This is a genomic window from Kushneria sinocarnis, assembly GCF_003633775.1.
GTDB classification, from domain to species: Bacteria; Pseudomonadota; Gammaproteobacteria; order Pseudomonadales; family Halomonadaceae; genus Kushneria; species Kushneria sinocarnis.
In genome coordinates this window covers 362851-385823 of the sequence record NZ_RBIN01000002.1, presented here as the reverse complement: position 1 = coordinate 385823, position 22973 = coordinate 362851, and the positions used below count along the sequence as shown (strand labels likewise).

Genomic DNA, 22973 nt, shown 5'->3' with positions numbered 1-22973 from the left:
GCGCCACCACGCGGAAAACAGGGTCAGCCGGATCACGTGCTGGCGGGCAAAGGGGAAACGAGGCAGAGCATGAAGCACAGGTGCACCGTCAAACGCTGGAGCTGGCTGCTGGGCAGCCAGGTACAGGCTCAGACACTGACCGAGGCGGTCACCGAAGCGGTGCGTGAGCACCCGGTGACCCGCACCGAGCTGTCACGCTATCAGCAGCGGCTCGAGGAGGCGCGGGCACAGAAGGGCGCTTATCTGCCGTCGGTCACGCTGGAAGGACGTACCGGCTATGGGCGCCAGGAGAGTGAAGTCGAGGGCGTCGACCAGAGCAGTGATCCGCACGACTACCAGCGCGGTTCGATCACGCTGAGCCAGCTGATCTGGGATGGCAACCGCACCGTCAACCGGATTCGTCAGGCCAATGACGAGGCCGACTATCAGCGCTGGCAGACCGCCTCGGCGGCCAACCAGATAGCGCTCTCGACGGTACAGGCCTATCTGGAGGTGCTGCTCAATCAGCAGCTGGTCGAGCTGGCCGAGCGCAACGTCGAGCAGCATCAGCGCACGGCCGCCGATATCCGGCGGCGCAGCGAGGCCGGGGCGGGCACCACCACCGATACCAGCCAGGTCGAAGGGCGCCTGGCCCGCGCCCGTGCCAGCCTGGTGGCGGCGCGCAACAATCTCGAGGATGCCCGTTCCGCCTACATCCGCCTTGTCGGTGAAGCGCCCGGTCAGCTGAGGCTGCCGGAGACGGTCGACATGACGGCCATCCCGGAGGATCTGGAGCGGGTCATGGCGATGGCGACGGCCAACAACCCGTTGCTGATTGCCACGCGGGAGTCGGTGCAGGCCGCGGGCCATGAGGTGGCCGCCGAGCGGGGCGACTTCCTGCCCAGCTTCAATGTCGAGGCGAGTCGGCTGACCAGCCGTGATTACGACTTCGAAGGCAGCGATGCCGACGACTGGAAGGCCGAGCTGGTGATGCGCTACAACCTCTACCGCGGCGGCAGTGACCTGGCCGAACTGCGCGCCCGCGATCATGCCCTTGAAGCGGTACGTCACGACAGTGACCGTGCCCTGCGCGAGGTGCGCGACGAGCTGCGACTGGCCTGGAATGCCCGCGACTACCTGCGCAACGAGCTGCCCTATCTCGAGCAGCATGTCGACGCCAGCGAGCAGACCCGGACCAATTACCGCAAGCAGTTCGATATCGGTCGACGCACCCTGCTGGACCTGCTGGACAGCGAGAACGAGGTCTATGATGCCCGCCGGGCGCGACTGCAGGCGGAGTTCGATCTGCGCCGGGCGCGCTATCGGCTGCTGGCGGTAACCGGCCAGCTGCTCGACAGCATGCGGGTCAATGTTCGTCCCTCGGCCGATGGCACGCTGATCGCCCGGGACACACCCCCCTATCGCGGCGAGCAGCCATGACGCTCAATCGCTGATTTTCGAAGCCGATATCATTGCAGCAGTCGAAGCCGACCAACCGGTGTCGGCTCGAGCGGAGAAAGTACATGAAATCCATTGCCGGCACCGTCCGTCACCGTCATCCCAGTCTGCTGAACCTGCTGATCGGTGCCATCATCGCGCTGCTGCTGCTGTTCTCGCTGGGCATCTTTACCATCCAGGTACTGCAGGCCCGGGATGCGCTGGTCGACCGGCAGCGGGGCGAGATCAACAATCTGGCCCAGAGCCTCAGTCTGTCGCTGGTGCCCGCCGTGCGTCAGGGGGACTGGACCAGTGCGCGGGTGCTGCTGCAGTCGGTCTGCGATGGCGGCGCAGTCAGCCGGATCCGGCTGGAGTCTGCCGATGGCGAGCACTCGGTGCTGGTGGAACACGCTCGGCCGGCGGCGGCACCCGGCTGGTTCCGTAGTCTGGTGCCGATCTCGCAGATCAGCGCCCGCCGCATGCTGGCCGGTGGCTGGATGCAGATGGGCGAGGTCAGGGTCGAGGCCGACGAGGGGCTGGCCTATGCCCAGCTCTGGGAGCTGACTCGCCAGCTGCTGCTGTGGATGCTGCTGGGCATGGGGGTGGCCATCGTCATCGCCGTGGTCTGCCTGCGTCAGCTGCTGGCTCCGCTTTCGCGCCTTGCGGCCCGGCTGGAGGAGATGCAGCTGCAGGGGTTTGAAACCTCGCTGACCACGAGCCGGTTTCGTGAGCTCAACGGGATCACCGGGGCGGTCAACCGGCTCGGCAGTCGGCTCAACGCCCAGTTCGAAGCCCAGGCGGAGCAGGTGGTACGGCTGCAGCGTCTGGCGGAGCGCGACGAGGTCTCACGGCTGGGCAATCGGGCCTATCTGGTGCGGGCCATGGATGACTGGCTGGCGGCGCCGGTGGGCGGCAGCGCCATGATCATTCGCATCCATCAGCTCGAAGTCATTTATCGCGAGGAGGGCTTCGCGGCACGGGATACGGCCATTCGGGCCATCGGTGACTATCTGGCCGGGGTGCGCATCGACGAGGAAGCCCTGATGGCTGCTCGCCTGAGTGCCCATGAGTTTGCCCTGATCCTGCCGGATCTGACGGAGCAGGCGCGTGATCGGCAGGTCGAGGAGATCCTTGATCGTATCGACGATATCGTTGATGCCAATCCGCTGGCACTGGAGCGTATCCATCATGCACGTGCCGGGGTGGTGCCGCGCGAGCCCGGGCTGGGGCGGATGACCCTGCTGAGCGCCGCCGACAACGCCCTGCGCGAGGCCGATGAGCAGGGCCGGCGCTGGATCGTCACGCAGAGGGTATCGGCACTGGACGAACGCGGACGCAACGAGTGGCGCCAGGTGATCGAGACGGCGCTGGCGCAGCGGCACTACCATTTCGTGGCGCAGTCGGTGGTCATGAACGATGGCAGCGAGTTCCATCAGGAAGTCTACATACGGCTGGACGAGTCGGGGCAGGAGCACCTGGCCTCGGCCTTCATGCCGGTGGCACGGCAGTTCCGGATTGCCGATCGGGTCGATCAGTGCGTCCTCGACTGGCTGGCGGGTTGGCCGCGGCTGCCGGAGTATCGGCTGGCCCTCAACCTGAGCATGGATACGCTGACCGGGGAGGAGAGTCTGACCCATGTCATCCAGTGGCTGGAGCAGCGCCCCCGCTGGGCGGCACTGCTCGACCTGGAGGTCAATGGCGAAGTGGTGGTCCGGCATCGTGAACGGGTCGAGCAGCTCTTCCGTTCGGTGCGTCGTCTCGGTACCCGGGTCGGCATCGACCGCTTCGGTCGCAACCTGCAGGCGATGCCCAGCCTGATCCGGCTGCGTCCGGACTACATCAAGATCGATCAGACCTTCTTCGTGCGTGACAACGTCAATGCCGAATTCCTGCACAGCCTCTGCATTGCGGTACATCAGCTCGATACTCGAGTGATCGTGACCCGGGTCGAGAGCGAGGAGCACCGGGAGCGCATCGTCGAGCTGGGCGCGGACGGTTTCCAGGGGTATCTGACCCCGTCGCAGCCGCTGCTGCCGGGCGGTCGCGACTCATGAGCCGCTCCTGCCCCGGTTCCGGCGCCGTGGCCCTTGTCGGCTGCCACCGGTCATGGCAATGGCTGGGGGGCTTCGGCCGGCGCCTGGGGCGGCTGTACCGTCACTCTCCGGCGGTGGTGCTGGCCAGTACGCTGACGGTGTCGATGTGCTGTTCGCTGGTGGCCTTTTCGGAGATCACCGAGGACTCTGCCGTCACCTCGGTCTATGGCGAACAGGGGCGTGAGCGGGTCGAGCAGTGGCATGCCCTGATCGCGCGGCTGCAGGGCGCGCCGGTGGCGCGCCAGCTTGCCGGGGTCAATGACTTCTTCAACCGGCTGGCGTTTCGCGATGATCGCGAGGTCTGGCAGGTCAGGGACTACTGGGCCACCCCGCGGGAATTTCTCGGCGTGGGCGCCGGGGACTGCGAGGATTTCGCCATGGCCAAGTATGAGACCCTGCGCCGGCTGGGCGTGCCCGACAGTTCGATGCGGCTGAACTATGTCAAGTACCGGCCATGGGATCAGTTTCACATGGTACTGACCTGGTTCAAATCGTCGGCCGCCACGCCACTGGTGCTGGATAACATCAACGGGGAGATCGTGCCGGCCACGCTGCGCAGCGATCTGCTGCCGATCTACAGCTTCAACGGCTCCTCGCTGTGGCTGGAGCAGCGGGGGAGTGGAGGGCAGCGGGTCGGCGATGCCTCGCGGCTGAGCCAGTGGGATGCCTGGCAGATGCGTCTGAACGACGGCACGCTGCGCGCGCCGCCCCGCTGAGCCCCGGTTGCCGCCGCGCCCTGGCGGGCGCGGGCCGGCCACGGCTGTCCATGGGCGTTTCGTCCCCTGGCGTGTACGGGCTGCCTCGGAGTACCCTCATGGCATGACCGGCAGGCCATGGTTCACAAGACCGCTTGTGTCTGCCGGTTTCCACAGGACGTTGTATCGACGGAGAGCGACCATGAGCTGGACCCCCACCCGGGAAGATTTCGACCGTTACATGCTGCCCAACTATTCGCCACAGCGCGTCATCCCGGTGCGTGGCGAGGGCAGCCGGATGTGGGACCAGGAGGATCGCGAGTACATCGATTTCGCCGGCGGCATCGCCGTCAATGCGCTGGGGCACAACCATCCGGCGCTGGTCGGGGCGCTGAAGGAGCAGGGCGAGAAGCTCTGGCACCTCTCCAATGTCTACACCAACGAGCCGGCGCTCAGACTGGCCCGCAGCCTGGTCGACAACACCTTCGCCGACCGGGTCTTTCTCTGCTCCTCGGGGGGCGAGGCCAACGAGGCCGCACTCAAGCTGGCCCGCCGCTACGCCCATGATGTGCATGGGCCCGAGAAGGACACCATCATCTCCTTTCGCCAGTCCTTCCACGGCCGCACCTTCTTTACCGTCAGCGTCGGCGGTCAGCCCAAATACTCCCAGGGCTTCGGCCCGGTGCCCGGTGGCATTGAGCACGCCACCTACAACGATCTCGACAGCGTGCGCGAACTGATCAGCGAGCGCACCTGCGCGGTGATGGTCGAGCCGATGCAGGGCGAGGGCGGTGTGACACCGGCCGATCCGGCCTTCCTGCGCGGCCTGCGCGAACTGTGCGACGAGTACCAGGCGCTGCTGATCCTTGATGAAGTGCAGTGTGGCGTGGGGCGTACCGGCAGCCTCTATGCCTACATGGAGTACGGCATCACGCCGGATATCCTGACCTCCGCCAAGGCGCTGGGCGGCGGTTTCCCGATCGGGGCGATGCTGACCACCGAAGAGGTCGGTCGGGTCTTCGTGGTGGGCACCCACGGCTCGACGTACGGGGGCAATCCGCTGGCCAGTGCCGTGGCGCATGCGGCCGTCGAGACCATCAATCAGCCTGAAGTGCTGGAAGGGGTCAGAAGGCGCCACCAGCTGATTCGCGAACATCTCGAAGCCCTCGATGAACGCTTTGACTGCTTTTGCGAGATTCGCGGCATGGGGCTGCTGATCGGCGCCGAATTCAACGAGCGCTATCACGAGCGCGGGCGCGACGTGCTGGCGGCCGCCATCAATGAGGGTCTGATGCTGCTGGTGGCCGGGCCCAATGTGCTGCGCCTTGCACCGTCTCTGATCATTCCCGAAGAGGATATCCGCGAGGGCATGGCACGTCTGGAACGCGCCCTTGCCTCACTGACGGTCTGAGCGGAGAGACACCATGCTGCTGGTAAGACCTGCCGGCACCGCCGACCTGCCGGCGCTGATGCGCCTGGCCGAGGCGTCGGTCCCGCGTCTGACCAATCTCCCGGCGCATCGGGAACGGCTGGCCGCCCGGCTCGAGCAGTCGACCCGGGCGCTGGCCGCGCCCGTCGAGGCGCCGGGCGAGGAGTGCTACACCTTCGTGCTCGAGGATCACGCCGCCGAGACCCCCGAGGTGGTCGGCACCGCCAGCCTGCGCGCCTGCGCCGGGGCACGCGAGGCCTACTATACCTGGCGGCGCGAAACGCTGATTCACGCCTCGCAGCAGCTGGATGTGCGCCGCGAGGTCTCCATTCTCTCGCTCTCCCACGAACTCTCCGAGGCGTCGCTGCTGTGTGCCTTCTCCCTGGATGGGCGCTATCGCGGCACGCCCGCCGAGCGCCTGCTGCGCCGCTCCCGGCTGCTGTTTGCCGCCCAGTATCCCGAGCGTTTCCGGGCGGTCATGGGGGTGGCCATGCCGGGCTGGCTCGATGATCAGCACCGCTCGCCGTTCTGGGAGAGCGTGGGGCGGCGGTTCTTCGCGCGGGACTTTCACGAGATCAACGAGCTGGCGGGCATTCACTCCAAGAGTTTCATTGCCGAGGTGATGCCGCCGTTTCCACTCTATGAGCCGCTTCTGAGCGATGCCGCCCGCAGCGTGATCGGCAGTGTGCATGATGGCCATCAGGCGGCCGCGGCCGACCTGCGCGACGAGGGATTCACCGATTCGCGCCACGTCGATCTGTTCGATGGCGGGCTGCTGCTGGAGGCGCCCTTCGGGCAGCTGCACAGTGTCCGCAACGGCCAGTGGCATCCGGTGGTCATCGATGATGAGGTGGCGCCGGCCGGCCATGCGCCGGCGCTGGTGGCCAACCAGCAGACCGGTGAATTCCGCTGCATGCTGGTGCCCCATGCTCTCAGTGCCACCCGTCAGCTGCGGCTCTCCACCGCCTGCGCCGGGCAGTTGGGCGTGGCCGCCGGCCAGGCGATACTGGCCGTGGCGCTGGGAGAGGGTGCCAGGGAGATGCCGGCATGCTGATGCGACCGATCGAATTCGATGATCTCGAGGCGCTGCAGGCGATTGCCGTGGAGACCGGGGTCGGCTTTACCTCGCTGCCGGACAATCGTGACTTCCTGGCGGCCCGGATCGACGAGACCCGGCGCGCCTTCGAGATGCCCGATGGCGCGCCGGGGCTGGCCACGGACCCGGCGAACTACTTCTTTGTCCTCGAGGATGATGAGCTGTCCGCCGGGGTGCCGCGTGCCGAGCGCATCGCCGGCTGCTGTGCGATCGAGGCCCGGGTGGGGCTGGACGTTCCCTTCTACAACTATCGGGTCGGGCGGCTGGCACAGTCCTCCCGGCTGCTCGACCTGCACCGCATCGTGGATACGCTCTTTCTCTCCTCCGATCATACCGGCGATGCCGAGGTCTGCTCGCTCTATCTGCGCCCGCAGTGGCGCGAGAAGGGCGCGCGCAACGGTACCCTGCTGTCGCGGATGCGCTGGCTGTTCATGGCGAGCTGGCGCGAACGCTTCCCCGATCGGGTGCTGGCGGAGATGCGCGGTCGCTTCGACGATCAGGGTCGCAGTCCGTTCTGGGAGAGCCTGGGGCGGCACTTCTTCCCCATTGACTTCCGTCATGCCGACCGGCTGACCGGCCTTGGCCAGAAGAGCTTCATCGGCGAGCTGATGCCGCGCTATCCCATCTGTACCGCCCTGCTGCCCGAAAGCGCCCGGGCCTGTATCGGCCAGGTGCATGAGCAGACCCGCCCGGCGCTGGCCATGCTCAATGCCCAGGGGCTGCGCTTCGAGGGGTATATCGATATCTTCGATGCCGGTCCCACCGTCGAGGCCTATCTGGATGACGTGCGGGCGGTCCGCCACAGCCGGGAGGTCGAGGCCGTGATCAGCGAGCGTGCCGAGGCTCCGGGGGTGCCCCGGGTGCTGGCCTCCACCACACGGGCGTGCGCCACCTTTCGCGCCTGCTGGGTCGGTCGCGGGCCCGATGAGGGCCGGCTCATGCTGCATCCCGATGAAGCCCGACGACTGGGCGTGAGTGCCGGCGAACGCTTGCGGGTGCTGGCTGACTGAATCCGGCGTGACCACCGAAGGAAACGAACATGACCATTTCCGTGAAGCAGCAACAGTTCATCGGCGGTGCCTGGCAGGGCGGGGCGGCAGCCGTCTTCGAAAAGACCAACCCGGTGCGCGGCGAGCGTCTCTGGCAGGGCGCCGCGGCCGATGACGGCCAGGTGGCCGCGGCCGTGCAGGCGGCCCGGGCTGCCTTCCCTGCCTGGGCGCGTGCCGGATTCGAGGCCCGCCGGGCGATCGTCGAAGCCTTCCGTGAGCGTCTCGAACACCACCGGGACCGGCTGGCGCGCACCATCGCCGCGGAGACCGGCAAGCCGCTGTGGGAGGCCGGCACCGAGGTGCAGGCGATGATCGGCAAGATCGCCATCTCGGAAGCCGCTTATCACGAGCGCACCGGCGAACGCAGCAAGGAGATTCCCGGTGGGCAGGCCGTCCTGCGCCATCGGCCGCACGGCGTGCTGGCCGTGTTCGGGCCCTACAACTTCCCCGGTCATCTGCCCAACGGTCATATCGTGCCGGCGCTGCTGGCGGGCAATGCGGTGGTGTTCAAGCCCAGCGAGCTGACGCCGGCCACGGCCGATCTCACCGTGCAGTGCTGGCAGGAAGCGGGACTCCCCGACGGGGTGCTCAACCTGGTGCAGGGCGCCGTTCCGGTGGGGCAGGCACTGGCCGGCAGCGCCGACATCGACGGTTTGCTGTTCACCGGCAGTGCCAATACCGGCAAGCGGCTGCACGAGCAGTTCGGAGGTCGGGTCGACAGGATTCTGGCCCTGGAAATGGGGGGCAACAATCCGCTGGTGGTCACCGAGGGCTTCGATCCGGCGGCCGCGGTGCTGACCATCGTGCAGTCGGCCTTCGTCTCCGGTGGCCAGCGCTGTACCTGCGCCCGCCGCCTGCTGGTGCCGGCCGGTGACACCGGCGACCGGCTGATCGAGGCGCTGGTGCGCACGCTCGCCTCGCTCAAGGTCAGTGACCCCTTTGCCGAGTGTGAACAGTCGCCGTTCTACGGGGGGCTGGCCACTCCCGAGGCCGCCGAGCGGCTGTGCGCCGTGCAGGATGAACTGGAAGCGCAGGGCGCCCGGGTGCTGTCGCGGATGCGGCTGCTCGAGCCCGGCACCAGCCTGGTCTCGCCGGGGCTGCTCGATGTGACGGGCATGACGCTCCCCGATGAAGAGTATTTCGGCCCGCTGCTCAAGGTGTATCGCTATCGGAGCTGGGACGAGGCCATCGACATGGCCAATGATACCCGTTACGGCCTGGCGGCCGGGCTGATCGGTGGTACCCCCCATGACTGGGAGGATTTCCGGCTGCGCATTCGCGCCGGTATCGTCAACTGGAATCGCCAGACCACCGGTGCGGCCTCGGATGCCCCCTTCGGCGGCATCGGCGACAGCGGCAATCATCGCCCCAGCGCCTGGTATGCGGCGGACTACTGCGCCTGGCCGATGGCCTCGATGGAGTCCGAGACGGCTTCGCTGCCCCAGCAGCTGCCGCCGGGCATTTCGCTGGACGCCGTGACGGAGCATGACACATGAGCGATAGCGCCCCGAAGATGACCGGCGAGATCAATTTCGATGGTCTGGTCGGGCCGACCCACAACTACAGCGGGCTGGCGCATGGCAATCTGGCGGCGAGTCGCCATGAGGGCATGGTCTCCAATCCCCGCGAGGCAGCGCTGCAGGGACTGGCCAAGATGAAGGCGCTGCACGATGACGGCTTCCTGCAGGGCGTGCTGCCGCCCCAGCAGCGCCCCGATCTGGCCGCGCTGCGCCAGCTCGGATTCAGCGGCTCGCCGTCGCAGCTGCTGGGCGCCGCGGCACGCGAGGCTCCGGCGCTGCTGCGCGCGGTCTGCTCGGCGGCCGGGATGTGGACCGCCAATGCCGCCACCATCACGCCGAGCGCCGATGCCCCGGATGGCCGGGTGCATGTCACGCCCGCCAACCTGCAGTCGAGCTTTCATCGCTCGCTGGAGACGGCCACCACGGCGCGCGTACTCGGCCATATCCTTGGCGATGAGCGTCATTTTGCCCATCATCCGGCGCTGCCGGCGACGCCGGCGTTTGCCGATGAGGGCGCGGCCAATCACACCCGGCTGTGTGGCGAGTATGGGGCCGAGGGCGTGCAGCTTTACGTTTACGGGCGCCGGGCGTTCGAGCAGGGGCCCGAGCCGCAGCGCTTCCGTGCCCGCCAGACGCTGGAAGCGAGTCGGGCGATCGCCCGGCAGCATGGCCTGACCGAGGACCGTTGCGTGTTTGCCCAGCAGCATCCCGAGGCGATCGATGCCGGCGTCTTTCACAACGATGTGATCGCGGTCGGCAACGGGCCGGTGCTGCTCTATCACGAGCGGGCCTTTCTCGACGAGGAGAGCGTGCTGGACGGTCTGCGCGAACGCATGGATGCGCTGGGCGAGCCGCTGCGGACGATCCGCGTGCCCGAGGCCGCGATCGGTCTCGAAACCGCGGTCAACACCTATCTGTTCAACTCCCAGCTGCTGACCCGGCCGGATGGCAGCATGACGCTGATCGTCCCTTCGGAGTGCGAGGAGGACCCGGAGGTCTGGCAGGCGATTTCGTCGCTGATCCTGGAAGGCCACAACCCGATCAGCGAGCTGCGCGCCCATGACGTCAAGCAGAGCATGCGCAACGGCGGCGGCCCCGCCTGCCTGCGCCTGCGGGTGGTGCTGAGCGAGCAGGAGCGGGCCGCGCTGCAGGGCCGGGTGCTGCTCGATGATGCGCTCCATGCGGAGCTGGTGGCGTGGGTCGAGCGGCACTATCGCGATCGGCTGGCGATCGGTGATCTGGCCGATCCCGCGCTGGTCGAGGAGTCGCGCACCGCGCTGGATGAACTGACCCGCATCATGGCGCTCGGTTCGGTCTATCCTTTCCAGCTGTCCTGAGCGGCCGGCCGGCAGGCCGGCCTCGCTCGCAGCTGTCATGACCCCTACGCTGGGTCCGCAATCATCATCTCAGGAGAATCGCCATGTTTCTGGTGTGTGGAGAGGCGCTGTTCGATGTGTTCGCCGAATCCGGAAGGGTCGCACCGGATGCGTCCTCGCTGGGTATGGAGGCGGTCGCCGGTGGCTCGCCGTTCAACGTGGCGATCGGGCTGGCCCGGCTGGAATGCGAATCGGCGCTGCTGACCGGGCTGGCCGACGATCTGCTGGGAGAGCGCCTGCGGGCGGTGCTCGGGCGCGAACAGGTCAGCACCGAATTTCTGGCCACCATCGATGACGCCGCGACCACGCTGGCGATGGTCGGACTCGATGAGCGCGGCTCGCCTCATTATGTGTTCTACAACGCCCGCGGTGCGGATCGTCAGCTGACCCGGCAGCACCTGCCGGCACTCGATGAGCGGATTCGCGGTATTCACGTCGGTTCCTACTCGCTGGTGGTGTCCCCGACCGCGGAGACGCTGGAAGCGCTGGTGACCGGTGAGAACGAACGCCGGCTGATCACCCTCGATCCCAACGTGCGCCTGAAGATCGAGCCCGACCTGGCTCGCTGGCGCGAGCGGCTGGCGGTCATGACCCGCCACGCCCACATGATCAAGGTCAGCGAGGAGGATCTGGAGTCGCTCTATGACGACGCTCCGGAAGAGGTGATTCGTGGCTGGCTGGCCGGTCCGAGCTGTGCGCTGGTGATCCTGACCCGCGGAGAGCGTGGAGTCTGCGCCTTCACCCGGGCCGGTGACACCGTTGAGCTGCCGGCACGCCGGGTCGAGGTGGTCGATACGGTGGGGGCCGGCGATACCTTTCAGGCCGCACTGATCTGCTGGCTGGAGGAGCACGAGCGGGCCACTCCAGCAGGCGTGGCCGGCCTGGACCGGTCCGCCATCGAGGCGATGCTCGATTTTGCCAGCCGGGCCTCGGCGCTGACCTGCACCCGGCGCGGCCCCGATCTGCCCCGACGGGGCGAACTCGACGGTCCGGATTCGATGTGACAACGCGCCGCATTCGGCGGGCAACTGCACGATTGACCCCTGGGTAGCCCTGCGGCATTACGATGTCGGACACCGTGAACCGATTCGCGGTGTCGCCCGTCAATTGCACAGAGTCGAGCCGAACATGACAACGATGAAACGCAGGCTATCCCCCGGCAGTCTTGCGGTCGCGGTACTGATGACAGTGGTGTTGGTCCCCGTGGCGCAGGCGGACCCGCCAATGAAGCATGGAGACCATGGTGCGCAGGCAAGCGATGACAACGAGGCGGCAAGGGCCTATCGCGACGCGAACGATCGAATGCATCAGGCAATGACTTCAAGCTACAGCGGTAATGCGGATGTGGATTTCGCCCGTGGCATGATCCCGCACCATCAGGGGGCGATCGATATGGCCAGGGTGGAACTCAGGTACGGCAGTGATCCCAGCATGCGCATGCTGGCCGAACAGGTGATCAATGCCCAGCAGGCCGAGATCGAAACGCTCAGAAACTGGCTCGAACAGCATGACAGCGCGGCGCGCTAGTCAGCGTGATAACGGCCGCGGCGCGGAGTGGCATGCCGCTCGCACACGTCGATGAGTACCGAGCGGCGCAAAAAGCATTCACGCGGCACTCGTCAACCTGACATGATGAACCTGCAGCCGAAGCCGGGCGGTCGCCCCACTCGGCCTCGGCAGTCGCCCACTCCACCAAAAACAACGGTGAGGCATGCATCATGGCCAACAATACGAATGACAGCCGGGTCGGTTATGAAGCCGTCGAATCGGACTATCTCGAAAAGAGACAACTGAAGCAGGGGGCGGCAGGCTGGATCCTGCTGGCCAGCCTGGGGGTGTCCTACGTCATCTCCGGCGATTACGCCGGCTGGAACTTCGGCCTGGCGGCCGGTGGCTTCGGCGGCATGCTGATTGCCACCCTGCTGATGGCGATCATGTACACCGGCATGGTGTTCTCGCTGGCCGAGCTCTCCTCGTCACTGCCCACGGCCGGCGGCGGTTACAGCTTTGCCCGCCGCGTGATGGGGCCCTGGGGCGGTTATATCACCGGCACGGCGATCCTGCTGGAATACGCCATTGCCCCGGCGGCGATCGCGATCTTCATCGGCGGCTACGTCGAGTCGCTGATCGGCCTCAACGGGCCGCTGGTCTATGCGGCGTTCTATATCGTGTTTGTCGGCATCCACCTGTGGGGGGCCGGCGAGGCGCTGAAGATCATGATGGCGATCACGGCGCTGGCGGTGCTGGCCATCGTGGTCTTCGTGCTGGGCATGCTGCCGCACTTCAGCGTGGCCAACCTGTTCGATATTGCCCCCGGCAGCGCCGCCGGCGCTTCCGCTTTCCTGCCGCACGGCTATCTGGGCATCTGGAGCGCGCTGCCGTTCGCGATGTGGCTGTTTCTGGCTGTCGAGGGGGTGCCGCTGGCGGCCGAGGAGTCGCGCAATCCGGGCCGGGACATGCCGCGCGGCATCATTACCGCGATGATCGTGCTGCTGATCTTCGCCGCCTGTATCCTGCTGCTGGGACCGGGCGGGGCCGGAGCGCAGCTCATGAGCCAGAGCGACGCACCGCTGGTCGATGCGCTGACAGCCGTCTATGGTCAGGGGAACTGGGCATCGGGCTTCGTCAATCTGATCGGGCTGGCCGGACTGATTGCCTCCTTCTTCTCGATCATCTTCGGTTATTCGCGCCAGGTCTTTGCGCTTTCCCGGGCCGGTTACCTGCCACGTCTGCTGTCGATTACCAACCGGCGGCGGGCGCCGGCACTGGCGCTGATCGTGCCGGGCATCATCGGCTTTCTGCTGTCGCTGACCGGGCAGGGCGATCTGATGATTACCATGGCGGTGTTCGGGGCAACCATCTCCTATGCCATGATGACGCTCTCGCACATCCTGTTGCGCCGGCGTGAACCGGGACTCGAGCGGCCGTATCGCACCCCGGGCGGCACCCTGACTTCGGGCGTGGCGTTCGTGCTGTCGCTGGTGGCCTTTGCCTCGACCTTCGTGGTGAGCGTTCAGGCGGCGCTGTGGTCGGCGCTGTTCTACGCCATCATGCTGGCATGGTTCGGCTTCTACAGCCGCAAGCGACTGGTGGCTCGGGCGCCCGAGGAGGAGTTCGAGGCCATTGCCCGCGCCGAGGCGGAACTCGACTAGCCCGTGCCCGGCACACTCCGACCGCGAGCGCCGGATGGCGCTCGCGGTCCGTACCCATGGAGAGGCTGAATGCATATCGGTTTGCTGCAGTGCGATGACCTCGCGCCCCATCTGCGCGACAAGCACGGCAACTACCCCGAACTCTACGCTGAGCTGCTCAGGAGCGTGGACCCCACCCTGACCTTCGAGACCTGGCGTGCTCATGACGGCGAGCTGCCCGATCGCATCGATGGCTGTGATGGCTGGCTGATTTCCGGCAGCAAGGCGGGCATCTACGAGGATCTCGACTGGATTCCGGGGCTGCTGCAGCTGATCCGGCGGCTATGGGAGGCCCGCGCGCCGGTGGTCGGCATCTGCTTCGGCCACCAGGCGCTGGCCCATGCCATGGGCGCCGAGGTCGGCAAGAGCGATCGCGGCTGGGGCGTCGGTGTCGCCTTCAATGAAGTACTGGCTCACCAATCGTGGATGACCCCCTGGCAGGAAGGCCTGGATCTGATCATCAGTCATCAGGATCAGGTGCTGACGCTGCCCGAGAACAGCGAACTGCTGGCGGAGAACGGTTTCTGCCCCTATTTCATGATCCAGTACGGCACGTGTTTTCTGAGCCTGCAGGGGCATCCGGAATTCAGCCGGACCCTGAGCGCCGATCTGATGGCCGGCAAGAGCGGATCGATGCCGGACAGCCGGCGGCGCCAGGGGATGGCGTCGCTGACCGCGGATACCGATGAGCGGGTGATGGCCCGCTGGATGGTCAATTTCCTGCGCGATGCGGCCGGTTTCGTGTGACCAGAGCCGGTCATGGCCTGCTGCCGTGATCGTCTGCCGGCACGCCGGGCTGCCCGGCGGTTTCGGCAGGCGCCGGGTGGGCTGACTGGCGCACGCCTTTTCCGGGATCTGCGGAGTGACGCAGGGTCATGTCGGCGTCATTGAGACGCAGCCGCGAGGTGGGGATCGCCAGCGTGGCACCGTGTTCCTCGATGATCTCGCTGATGCGGATCAGGATCTCCTGCTTGAGCTCCTGAAAGGTCTGCCAGTCGGTGGGCACCGTGAAGGCATAGATCATCAGTTCCAGCGCGTAATCACCGAAGGTCACGAAGTTGACGGTGATCAGCTCCTGCTGATCGATCCGCTCGTGCGCCATCAGATAGCGGCGAATATCGCCGGTGATCTCGCGCACCCGGCGGATGTCTTCATAGTGGATGCCGACCGTTTCCCACAGTCGTCGACTGAACATGCGGGTCGGGTTTTCCACGATGATCTGGTTGAACACGGCGTTGGGCACATAGATCGGTGGCCCGGCGAAGGTGCGGATGGTGGTCAGTCGCCAGCCGATATCCTCGACCACGCCCTCGATGTCGCGCTCGGTGGACTTGACCCAGTCGCCGACCACGAACGGCTTGTCGATGTAGATCACCATGCCGCTGAAGAAGTTGGCAATCAGATCGCGGGTGGCAAAGCCGATCACCAGCCCGCCGAATCCCCCCAGCGCCAGCAGGCTGGAAATGGAAAATCCCATCAGCTGCAGCGCCATCAGGGTCAGGGCGGTCAGCAGCAGGGCACCGATGATCTTGGTGATGGCGGAGGCACTGGTGGGGTCGACCGGGCGCGCCCGGCCGGCCGGGGGCGGAAAGACCAGCCGCTTTTCCAGCCGGCTGATCAGCCGGATACCGGCCCACCCGATCGCGGCCAGGGTCAGCAGCCCCTGCGCGGTCGCGATGTTGTGCTCGATCCAGCCGATATGCAGCTGGGAGCCGAGCACGCTGGCGAGAATGGTGATGACCGTCAGCCAGACCCAGAGACGAAAGGGGCGGCGAATGCCGTGGATCAGGGCGTCGTCCCAGCGATGGCCGCTGCGGTTGAGGCGCCTTTCCAGTCGCGCCAGCACGAAATAGAGGGTGGTATCGAGCACCAGCGCCACCACGATGGTGACCACCGGCATCCAGACCCAGCCGGGCAGTGACAGGGTGCCGTCAATGCTTTCCTGCAGCGATTCGATCGGCGCCAGGCCGGTGCGGTCATCGGTCATGGGCTCTCGAGGGTGGGAAATGTAGCCCCAGCATAACGCAGTCGCGGACCGCCGGCTCGCTGGTATCAGTCGCGCGGCCGGGCGAGGTCGATTTCGTCATGATGTTCGAGCCGTGGCGAGATGTGGCTGATGAACTGCTGCGGCTGACGCTCGATGAGATAGACCGGCAGCTGCTGTCGGCGGGCCACCTGCATCCCTTCCTCGCCGCCGAGACAGAGCATGGCCGTGGCCCACGCATCCGAGAGCGCGGCGTCATGGCCGAAGACCGAGGCCGATACCAGATCGTGTGTCGTGGGGCGGCCGCTGCGGGCATCGATGATGTGGCCGTAGGTGTGGCCGTCGTCATCGAAGAAGCGCTGGTAGGTGCCGGAGGTATCGAGGGTGACGCCGTGCTCGGAGTCGAGCGTGACGATCCGCTGTACCCGGCGCTGCCCCGGCACGGGAGCCTGGATGCCGACCCGCCAGGCACTGCCATCCGGCTTGTGGCCGCGCGCCTTGAGATCCCCGCCCATCTCGACCAGATAGTTGTCGATGCCGTGGGCTTCCAGCACGGCGGCCAGGCGATTGAGGGTATGCCCCTCGCCCATGGCGGAGAGATCAATGGAGAGTCCCGGCAGATCCTTGCGAATGCGTCCCCGCTCGGCGTCGACATGGACGTGTTCGAGCCCGACTTCGGCGAGCGTGTTGCTGATGGCGCGCTCCGGTGGCACCCGGAACTGCTCGTCGTGAAAGCCCCAGAGGCGAAAGAGCGGGGCGATGGTGGGGTCGAAGCAGCCCCCGGAGGCGTGGTGCACCTGCCGGGCAACGCCGAGCAGTGCGATCACCTGCTCGGGAGCCGACTGCCAGTCGGTACTCGTGCCGGCATTGAAGCGTGCCAGCCAGGAGTCGTCCCGGTAGGTCGAAATCGCCAGGTCGATGTCCTGAAAGACCTGCTGGAACGCAGCATCGAGGGCCTGTGGTTCGACCGGCTGGCGACTCCACCACTTGATGTGCCAGGTGGTGCCCTGGGCATGCCCCCGGGCGAGCTGCAGCTCGGGTGGCCGATCGCAGCCGGCCAGCAGCGCTGACAGCAGCAGCAGGCGGGTACACTGCGTCAGAAGGGCAGCGAATCGGTCGGGCAGCAGGGGCAGACGTCTGAGCATGATGAAGCAATTCCGTGACATTCGGGAGCGACCGGCGATGCGGGCGGCCTCATTGTGCTCGAAGGGGCAACGGGGCTCCACCCCAGCAGGGCGTCAGGCCGAAATGCCGCCGGCACGCTGATCCTGGACCAGAGTCGTATGGCATCCGAGCGGGCAACCCCCTAACCTGCGACCGGAGCCGGCGCACCGCCGTGATGTCCAGCCGTTGTTTCAATCCGTCTGCATGAGTGGTCTGCCCGGGTGTTGCCCACCTCGGCCGACGGGCTTGTGTGTTCATTATCAGGGGGCCGATATGGTGACCTTTCTGGCAGCCATCGCGCTGCTGATTGTCGGTTATTTCACCTACGGGAAATTCGTCGAGCGGGTCTTCGAATCCAATCAGCGGCGGCCGACACCGGCCTATGCGATGCGTGATGACGTGGACTACCTGCCGATGGGGACCAAGCGCAACTCCCTGATCCAGCTGCTCAACATCGCCGGGGTCGGACCCATCTTCGGGCCGATCCTGGGCGCGCTGTACGGTCCGGTGGCCTTCTTCTGGATCGTGATCGGCTGCATCTTCGCCGGCGCGGTGCACGACTACCTGACCGGGATGATCTCGATTCGCAATCACGGGGCCCATCTGCCCCAGCTGGCGGGCAAGTTCCTCGGCCGGGCGATGAAGCACATCGTCAATGCCTTTGCGATCCTGCTGCTGCTGCTGGTGGCTACCGTCTTCGTCACCGCGCCGGCCCAGCTGCTCTCCAACATGCTGCCGATCGGAGTGGCGCTGATCTCGCTGGCGATCTTTGCCTACTATCTGCTGGCCACGCTGCTGCCGATCGACAAGATCATCGGGCGCATCTATCCGTGGTTCGGGGCGCTGCTGCTGTTCAGCGCGCTGGGCATCGGGCTGGGCATGGTGGTGATCGGGGCACCGATTCCGGAGATGAGTCTTGCCAACATGCATCCGGACAACGCCCCGATCTTTCCGCTGCTGTTTCTGACCATCTCCTGCGGTGCGCTGTCGGGCTTTCATGCCACCCAGACGCCGATCATCTCGCGTACCACGCAGAACGAGAACAACGGGCGCAAGATCTTCTACGGCATGATGATCGTCGAGGGCATTATCGCCATGATCTGGGCCGCGGCGGCGATGAGCATGTTCCACGGCGAGCAGACGCTCTCCGGCGTGCTCGCCCAGGGCGGGCCGGCGGCAGTAGTCAGTGCCGTTTCCACCAATATGCTGGGTGCCATCGGTGGCACCCTGGCGGTACTGGGCGTGATCGTGCTGCCGATCACCTCGGGTGATACGGCCTTTCGCAGTGCACGCATGATCATTGCCGACTATCTGAAGATCGACCAGAAGGTGGTTGCCCGGCGGATCGCGATCGCCGTGCCGCTGTTCGTGCTCTCCTATCTGCTGACGAAGATCGACTTCACGCTGCTGTGGCGTTACTTCTCCTGGGCCAACCAGACCACGGCCGTGATCGCCCTGTGGGTGGCCACCATGTATCTGGTGCTGGCGAAAAAACCGTACTGGATCACCCTGATTCCGGCACTGTTCATGACCATGGCGACCTTTACCTATATCGCCTGGGCGCCGATCGGCTTCGGTCTGCCGCTGACGGTGGCCTATGTGGTCGCGGCGCTGGGCACGGCGGCTGCCCTGGCACTGTTCATGAAGCGGGTGAAGCGACTCTCCGGCGGCATCTTTGCCGTGGATGAACCTGCCACGCCGACCTCTGCTGCTTCCCCGGCCGGGGTGGCGGCCTCGGCAGGCTGATCCGCTCGACCGCTCGCTCGAAGGGGCGCTCCACTGGAGCGCCCCTTTGCATGTTCGGTGCTGTCATGGGGCCGAGTCACCATGAAAAAGCGGCGGCGCCCGAAGGCGCCGCCGCGATCATGACTGGCGTATCACAGGGTTAGTCGGCGGAATCGCCGCCGTTGTCCTTGTTGAAATACCGGTCGTAGATCTTCTGGTAGGTGCCGTTCTCCCTGACGGTTTCCAGCGCCTGGTTGAACTGCTCGGCGAGCTCCTTGTCACGCTTGCGAAAGGCAATGCCGAAGCCTTCGCCGAAGTACTTCTTCGGCTCGGTCAGCTTGTCGCCGACAGTGCGATAGTCGCGCTTGTCGTCATCCAGCAGGGCGGCCTGACCGGTCGGATAGTCGAGGAAGGCCAGGTCAAGTCGGCCCGCATCCATGTCGACTGCAACATCGTCGGCACTGGCGTAGCGCTTGATGTTGGCGATGCTGCCGTACATGTCGGTCACGTAGTTGTCCTGCACGGTACCCCGCTGGACACCGATGTCCCGGCCCTCGAGCGCGCTCTCGTCGGGGGTCTGGATATCACTGCTGCCCGGCACGAACCAGGCCGAGGGCGGCACGATGTAGGGGTCGGAGAACAGCAGCTGCTGGCGGCGCTCGTCGTTGATCGTCATCGACGACATGATGGCGTCGAACTTGCGTGCCATCAGGCCGGGGATGATGCCATCCCAGGACTGTTCCACCCACTTGCACTCGAGTTCGGCCTGCTTGCACAGGGCGTTGCCGAGCTCGATGTCGAAACCGGTCAGGGTACCGTCGGGCTTGCGGTACTCCATCGGCACGTAGGGGATATCCACGCCAATGCGCACCGTGTCGTAGTCCCGGGCCTGAGCGGTGCCGGAGCCGGCTGCAATGGCAGCGCCCAGCAGGGAGACGGTCAGCAGTCTTTTCATTGTTTACAGCATCCTTGATCAGTAATGACGCAGCGACAAAACCTGCCCGTGATGGGCTTACAAGCCGTTACGCCGTGATTATCAGCACGTAGTCGCCCCCGGTTGCAAGCGTCAGTCGCGCGAGGGCGGTCGAATATCGTAGTCGAAATACCGCTGCATCAGCCGTTCGAAGGTACCATCCCGGTAGACGTCGTCCAGCGCCCGGTTGAAGGCCTCGGCCAGCGCCCGGTCGTAGGGGCGTACGGCAATTGCATTGCCTTTGCCGAAGATCGATTGCGGCGAGTTGATCCGGGGCCCCAGCTGGGTGAAGTCGCTCTCCGGCCGGGTGATCTGCAGCGTGTCCAGTGCCACCGGGTAATTCAGGAAGGCGAGATCGAGCCGGCCCGACTGCATGTCCACGGCGACATCATCGGCGGTGGCATAACGGCGGATGTCGAGGACATCACCGTAGCGTTCGGTGACGTAGCGGTCCTGGGTGGTGCCGCGCTGCACCCCGACATTCAGCTCCTTCAGCCCCGCGCGATCAGCGATATCGATGTCGCGGCCCTGGCGAGCGACCCAGACCTTGGGCGACAGGGCGTAGGGTTCGGTGAACAGCACCCGGCGACTGCGTGCTTCGGTGATCCGCATCGACGACATGATGGCGTCATACTTGCGCGCCATCAGCCCGGGGATGATGCCATCCCAGTTCTGCACCACCCATGTGCACTCGAACTGCGCGCGCTCGCACAGGGCGTTGCCGAGGTCGATGTCAAAGCCGGTCAGTTCACCTTCGGGCGTACGATACTCCATCGGCGGGTAGGGGACATCAACGGCGATACGCACGATGTCCCGCTCTTCGCCGTCGGCTGCGGCCTCGTCTGCCTGTACTGACACACCGGCGCCGAGCAGCATGGGCAGCAGCAGGGCGCCGACAAGGCGAGGAGAGAGTCGATTCATTGGCGGACTATCCGGTTGTTGTGGTTGTGACCGAAGCGGGCCGGCGGGAGGCCGGCCCGGGAGTTATCAGCTGCCCGAGCGCAGATGGCGCAGCATGCGCTTTTCAAGCTGGCGAAAAATGCCCTGAATGCCGAAGCTCAGCGCCATGTAGACCAGCGCCACGAAGATGAACGCCGGGAAGGGCGAGTAGAAACGGGCATAGACGTAATAGGCGGCCCCGGTCAGATCCATGATGGTTACCACGCTGGCAATGGCACTGGCATGGAGCATGAAGATGACTTCATTACCGTAGGCCGGCAGGGCGCGGCGAAAGGCGCTGGGCAGGATGATCCGGCGATAGGCCAGCACCTTCGACATGCCGTAGGCCCGCGCCGCCTCGATTTCGCCGCGAGGCGTGGCCTTGATCGCGCCGCGGAAGATCTCCGTGGTATAGGCCGCGGTATTGAGCGTGAAGGCCAGCAATGCCGGATAGGTGGGGTCATCGATGAAGAACCACAGCCAGGTTTCCTGGATGCCGGGGATGAAGGCAAAGCCGTAATAGGCCAGATAGAGCTGGATCAGCAGCGGGGTGCCGCGAAAGATATAGGTGTAGAACCAGATCGGCCACTTGAGCCAGGGCCACCGCGAGCCCCGGGCGATGGCCAGCGGCACCGCCAGCACCACGCCGACCAGCAGCGAGATGAACACCAGCTGGACGGTATTGACCAGCCCCTGCCAGTACTGCGCCAGCGTGGCGGGCGTGAAGATGTCGTTCTGCGCCAGCCACGGCGCGATCTCGGTCAGCCACTGCTGCATCAGTCCTGCTCCTCGAAGCCGGTGTCATAGCGTTTGCGCAGCCACAGCATGACCAGCTCGGACACGCTGGTAATGGCGAGATAGCCCAGAGCAACCGGAATCATGAACAGGAAGGGTTCGTGGGTCGCCTTGGTGGCCTCGGCCGCCACCCGGACCATATCGGTCAGGCCGATGATCGACACCAGCGCGGTGGTCTTGAGCAGGACCATCCAGTTGTTGCCCAGCCCCGGCAAGGCATGGCGCATCATCAGCGGAAAGCGGATGCGGCGGAAGGCCAGCCAGCCGCTCATGCCGTAGGCGCGTGCCGCCTCCATCTGGCCCTCCTCGACGGCGAGAAAGGCGCCGCGAAAGGTCTCCGACATGTAGGCGCCGAAGATGAAGCCGATGGTCACCACGCCGGCCACGAAGGCGTTGATGTTGATGAAGATATCAATGTCGAAGGCGTAATAGAGCTGATCGGTCAGCATGTTGACACCGATCTGGCCGCCATAGAACAGCAGCATCATCAGCACCAGATCGGGCACACCGCGCACCACGGTGGTGTAGAAGGTGGCCACGCCGTGGGCAAGACGTGAACCGGACAGCTTGGCGCTGGCAGCCAGCAGCCCGAGCGCCACGGCCAGAATCAGTGACAGTACTGCCAGTTCGAAGGTCAGCAGGGCGCCATCGAGCAGGCGCGGACCATAGCCCTGGAAATCGATCATGACCTGACCTCAGAAATTGGGAGCGAGGAACTGCTTCAGCCGTTCCGAACTCGGCTGGTTGAGGACATCCTGCGGCTTGCCGGCTTCCTCGACCCGACCCTGGTGAAGAAACATCACCTGGTTTGAGACATCGCGGGCGAAATCCATCTCGTGGGTCACCACGATCATGGTGCGGCCCTCTTCGGCAAGCTCCCGCATGACCCTGAGCACTCCGCCGACCAGCTCCGGATCGAGCGCCGAGGTCGGCTCGTCGAACAGCATCACCTCGGGCTCCATGGCCAGTGCGCGGGCGATTGCGCCGCGCTGCTGCTGGCCGCCGGAGAGCTGGGCGGGAAAATAGTCGGCGCGCTCGGCCAGCCCCACCCGTTCGAGCAGGGCCATGCCGCGTTCGCGGGCTTCCCGCCTGGGGACGCCGAGCACGTGAATCGGTGCCTCGGTGACATTCTGCAGCAGGGTCAGATGGGCCCACAGGTTGAAGTTCTGAAAGACCATCGACAGTTTGGCGCGAATGCGTTCGACCTGTTTCCAGTCCGCCGGTACCCGGCCATTGCGCAGCTGGCGGAACCGGATCTGTTCACCGTGCACCAGGATCTCGCCGGCATCGGGGCGCTCGAGCAGGTTCATGCAGCGCAGGAAGGTGCTCTTGCCGGAGCCGGAGGCGCCGATCAGGCTGATGACGTCGCCCTGATGGGCCTCCAGGGAGAGCCCCTTGAGCACCGGGTTATCGCCGAAGCGCTTGTGCAGGTCATTGATGACCAGGGGTATGGGTTGGTCGGCCATGAAGGTGAATACTCGTACTGTGGCGTGGCTGACAGGACGGCGGCCGACGCCCGCCCGGCGTG

At 65.7% G+C, this 22973-nt stretch carries 20 protein-coding genes; 13 read left to right on the top strand and 7 right to left on the bottom strand.

The window, feature by feature from the left end; genetic code table 11:
* Window positions 1-69 precede the first annotated feature (69 nt).
* The 12 genes from C7446_RS04335 to C7446_RS04280 all read left to right on the top strand — a co-directional run bounded on the left by C7446_RS04335 (window position 70) and on the right by C7446_RS04280 (window position 14612).
* Window positions 70-1419 (top strand): TolC family outer membrane protein, encoded by a 1350-nt coding sequence (locus C7446_RS04335; protein ID WP_121171594.1) that lies wholly within the window; start codon window positions 70-72, stop codon window positions 1417-1419.
* An 83-nt stretch (window positions 1420-1502) separates the two neighbouring features.
* Window positions 1503-3470, top strand: coding sequence for an EAL domain-containing protein (locus tag C7446_RS04330; protein WP_121171592.1), 1968 nt, complete (start codon window positions 1503-1505; stop codon window positions 3468-3470).
* A complete protein-coding gene (locus C7446_RS04325) occupies window positions 3467-4225 on the top strand; it encodes a transglutaminase-like cysteine peptidase (RefSeq protein ID WP_211327850.1) in 759 nt (252 codons plus the stop codon). Before C7446_RS04330 ends, C7446_RS04325 begins: the two co-directional genes overlap by 4 nt.
* Window positions 4226-4406: 181 nt before the next feature.
* A complete protein-coding gene (locus C7446_RS04320) occupies window positions 4407-5615 on the top strand; it encodes an aspartate aminotransferase family protein (protein ID WP_121171591.1) in 1209 nt (402 codons plus the stop codon).
* A 13-nt stretch (window positions 5616-5628) separates the two neighbouring features.
* The gene (locus C7446_RS04315) at window positions 5629-6687 is read left to right on the top strand and encodes an arginine N-succinyltransferase (RefSeq protein WP_121171589.1); all 1059 of its coding nucleotides are present in this window, start codon (window positions 5629-5631) and stop codon (window positions 6685-6687) included.
* A complete protein-coding gene (gene astA / locus C7446_RS04310; protein WP_121171587.1) occupies window positions 6681-7739 on the top strand; it encodes an arginine N-succinyltransferase in 1059 nt (352 codons plus the stop codon). The genes C7446_RS04315 and astA overlap by 7 nt, the downstream gene beginning before the upstream one ends.
* 35 nt (window positions 7740-7774) lie before the next feature.
* A complete protein-coding gene (gene astD / locus C7446_RS04305) occupies window positions 7775-9274 on the top strand; it encodes a succinylglutamate-semialdehyde dehydrogenase (RefSeq protein ID WP_121171832.1) in 1500 nt (499 codons plus the stop codon).
* Window positions 9271-10635: an N-succinylarginine dihydrolase gene (astB, locus tag C7446_RS04300; RefSeq protein ID WP_245977667.1), complete on the top strand. Its 1365-nt coding sequence runs from the start codon at window positions 9271-9273 to the stop codon at window positions 10633-10635. The genes astD and astB overlap by 4 nt, the downstream gene beginning before the upstream one ends.
* Before the next feature lie 83 nt (window positions 10636-10718).
* A complete protein-coding gene (locus C7446_RS04295; RefSeq protein WP_121171585.1) occupies window positions 10719-11678 on the top strand; it encodes a carbohydrate kinase family protein in 960 nt (319 codons plus the stop codon).
* 124 nt (window positions 11679-11802) lie between these two features.
* Window positions 11803-12201, top strand: a complete 399-nt coding sequence (gene copM, locus C7446_RS04290) for a CopM family metallochaperone (protein ID WP_211327849.1) — start codon at window positions 11803-11805, stop codon at window positions 12199-12201.
* Window positions 12202-12392: 191 nt separating this feature from the next.
* The gene (gene eat, locus C7446_RS04285) at window positions 12393-13826 is read left to right on the top strand and encodes an ethanolamine permease (RefSeq protein ID WP_121171581.1); all 1434 of its coding nucleotides are present in this window, start codon (window positions 12393-12395) and stop codon (window positions 13824-13826) included.
* Between the two features lie 69 nt (window positions 13827-13895).
* Window positions 13896-14612, top strand: coding sequence for a type 1 glutamine amidotransferase (locus C7446_RS04280; RefSeq protein ID WP_121171579.1), 717 nt, complete (start codon window positions 13896-13898; stop codon window positions 14610-14612).
* Between the two features lie 10 nt (window positions 14613-14622).
* Here the strand turns inward: C7446_RS04280 and C7446_RS04275 are convergent, their stop codons facing one another.
* Entirely contained in the window at window positions 14623-15852 is a 1230-nt protein-coding gene (locus C7446_RS04275) for a mechanosensitive ion channel family protein (RefSeq protein ID WP_121171577.1), read from the bottom strand.
* Between the two features lie 65 nt (window positions 15853-15917).
* A complete protein-coding gene (locus tag C7446_RS04270) occupies window positions 15918-16994 on the bottom strand; it encodes an FAD:protein FMN transferase (RefSeq protein WP_170149997.1) in 1077 nt (358 codons plus the stop codon).
* Between the two features lie 292 nt (window positions 16995-17286).
* Here C7446_RS04270 and C7446_RS04265 point away from each other — a divergent pair, with 292 nt between their 5' ends.
* Window positions 17287-18759, top strand: coding sequence for a carbon starvation CstA family protein (locus C7446_RS04265; RefSeq protein ID WP_121171573.1), 1473 nt, complete (start codon window positions 17287-17289; stop codon window positions 18757-18759).
* A gap of 139 nt (window positions 18760-18898) precedes the next feature.
* On the opposite strand, the gene C7446_RS04260 is transcribed toward C7446_RS04265, so the two are convergent.
* From C7446_RS04260 to C7446_RS04240, 5 genes are all read right to left on the bottom strand, one after another.
* Window positions 18899-19693, bottom strand: a complete 795-nt coding sequence (locus C7446_RS04260) for a transporter substrate-binding domain-containing protein (protein ID WP_121171571.1) — start codon at window positions 19691-19693, stop codon at window positions 18899-18901.
* Between the two features lie 111 nt (window positions 19694-19804).
* Entirely contained in the window at window positions 19805-20632 is an 828-nt protein-coding gene (locus C7446_RS04255) for a transporter substrate-binding domain-containing protein (protein WP_245977665.1), read from the bottom strand.
* 66 nt (window positions 20633-20698) lie between these two features.
* Window positions 20699-21427 carry an ABC transporter permease gene (locus tag C7446_RS04250; protein WP_121171570.1) on the bottom strand — a complete coding sequence of 243 codons (729 nt, stop codon included), beginning with the start codon at window positions 21425-21427 and terminating at the stop codon, window positions 20699-20701.
* On the bottom strand, window positions 21427-22131 hold the full coding sequence (locus C7446_RS04245) for an ABC transporter permease (RefSeq protein ID WP_121171568.1): 705 nt from the start codon (window positions 22129-22131) through the stop codon (window positions 21427-21429). Before C7446_RS04245 ends, C7446_RS04250 begins: the two co-directional genes overlap by 1 nt.
* Before the next feature lie 9 nt (window positions 22132-22140).
* Window positions 22141-22911, bottom strand: a complete 771-nt coding sequence (locus C7446_RS04240; protein WP_121171566.1) for an ABC transporter ATP-binding protein — start codon at window positions 22909-22911, stop codon at window positions 22141-22143.
* Window positions 22912-22973: the final 62 nt, after the last annotated feature.